Consider the following 2,087-nt stretch of genomic DNA (forward strand, 5'->3'; position numbering starts at 1 on the left):
GCGCGGGCGTCAGCAGTCATATCAGCTGTCTACCATCACCGGAGGCGCGGTCCAGGCGACCGCTTCGGGTCCTGGTGATCGGTGCCGGGGTGAGCGGTATTTCGGTTGCCCGCGGATTGCTGCGGGACGGACACGACGTCACCGTTTTCGATCAGCGCAGCGATACGCGCCCAGGCGGCGGCGCGGTGACCATCTGGTCCAACGGCGAGACAGTTCTGCGGCAGCTCGGCGTCGACATGGATGGGGCCGGTCAGCTGCTGTCCAGCGTCCGGGTGCTGACGTCCAAGGGGCACCGAGTCGCCACGTTGGACCTCACCACGATGGTCAAGCGACTGGGCGAAGCCGTGCGGATGGTTCCGCGCCGGGTGCTGCTGGAACGGTTGCTGGCAGATTTTCCGGCCGATCGCATCCGGTGCAACGCGCGCGCGGCCCGGGTCATCACGATGCCCCACGGGGTGGCGGTCGGGTTCGAAGACGGCAGCGTGGCCGAAGGCGACCTGCTGATCGGTGCCGACGGTCTGCATTCGGTGATCCGGGACGTGGTCGGCGCACAGCCCGCCGAGCCGACAGGCTGGTGCAGCTGGCAGGGCCTCGTCAGCCTTCCGGAGCTCGTTGACCGGGAGCTGGCTTATATCGTCATCGGCGAGCACGGAAACACCGGCTTTTGGCCGGCCGGGGGTTCACACGTGCAATGGTGGTTCGACCTGCCTTGGTCCCACGATTTCATTCGACCCCACCGCCCCGTCGAGGTGATCCGATCCAACTTCGCCGGCTGGTCCGACTCGGTCGATCTGGTATTGGCGAAATTGACCGACGAAGATCTGGCCCAGTCGCCCTACCCCCATTTCCGCCATCCGATTCCCGCCACGTTGAACGCGGGTCCGGTGACCTTGCTCGGCGATGCCGCGCACACCATGCCGCCCACACTGGCGCAGGGAACCAATCAGGCCCTGCTCGACACGATGGTGTTGTGCAAGGCGATTTCGAGTCTTGGCGGCCATGAAAGCCGGCCTGAGGTTTCGCGGGCACTGCGCTGGTATGAGAAGACCCGGCGGCGGCAAGTCAGCGCCGTGTCCAAGGTGGCGTCGCTGCAAGTCGCCCATGGCGAATCCGTGTTGAGACCGGCGGCGCTGATGCCGGATCGACTGCACACCTGGGCATTGACCAAGTTCGTGCGATCGACCAGCCACGCCCGGATCACCGCGCAGGTCGATCGCGATCTCGCGTCGGCAACCCCACTTGCGTCGCACCCGCGGTGACCAGCACCAGAGTCGTCGAGAGCGAATCGGCCCACACGCCGGTCGATACCGTACGAGTACGAGGCGATTTGGATGCGCCGTCGCGCTGGCTGTGGCTCGTCAAGTGGTGCGTGCTGGCCGTGCCGCACTACCCGATCCTGATACTTCTTTATCTGGTGTATCCGTTTATGACTGTCGCGGCCGGCGCCGTGATCCTGTTCACCGGGCGGTATCCGCGCCCGCTCTTCGATTTCAATGTCGGGGTGCTGCGCTGGTCCTGGCGGGTCATGAATTACCGGTTTCCGATGAACAGCACCGACAAATACCCCCCCTTCACGCTGTCCGCCCGGTCCGACTATCCGGGCGACCTTGACGTCGAATATCCCGAGCACCTTTCGAATTGGGCTGTACTGGTGAAGTCGTGGCTGTTGGCGATCCCGCAGATACTCCTGTGCTGGGCGCTGGAGCCGCTATTGCAGGTGCTCACCGTGATCGCGGCGGTGGCGTTGTTGTGCACCGGGGCGATCCCGCAGGGCATGTTCGATCTGCTGATGGGCATCGTGCGATGGCGCTACCGGGTGGCGGTGTATGTATCGTTGATGCGTGATGAATATCCGCCCTTCCGCATGGACCTAGGTAGCAGATAACGCCCGAAAATCCGTTATTTCCCTACATATATCGCCTCGGCCAGCCGTTCTTCGATCGCCTCTTCTACAACCGGTATCGCCGAGAAGCGATTGCTCACGCGACCGGCCGGCTGCTGATGTTGGGGCTCGGACCGGGAACCGACTTGAAGTTCGTCCCTCCCGCGGTGACCTCGATCTCCGCGGTGGAGCCGGTGGCCACATT

The 2,087-nt window shown here is 64.2% G+C and carries 2 protein-coding genes and 1 pseudogene; all 3 read left to right on the forward strand.

Annotated features, from left to right (window positions below; translation table 11 throughout):
* Positions 1-20: 20 nt before the first annotated feature.
* A complete protein-coding gene (locus ACZY0B_RS27265) occupies positions 21-1,259 on the forward strand; it encodes an FAD-dependent oxidoreductase (RefSeq protein WP_463767341.1) in 1,239 nt (412 codons plus the stop codon).
* Positions 1,256-1,885, forward strand: coding sequence for a DUF4389 domain-containing protein (locus ACZY0B_RS27270; RefSeq protein ID WP_463767340.1), 630 nt, complete (start codon positions 1,256-1,258; stop codon positions 1,883-1,885). Before ACZY0B_RS27265 ends, ACZY0B_RS27270 begins: the two co-directional genes overlap by 4 nt.
* Positions 1,882-2,087 (forward strand): annotated as a pseudogene (locus ACZY0B_RS27275) (class I SAM-dependent methyltransferase); the annotation flags it as partial. The gene ACZY0B_RS27270 and the pseudogene ACZY0B_RS27275, both read left to right, overlap by 4 nt.

Source organism: Mycobacterium sp. IDUB_19 (genome assembly GCF_055419445.1).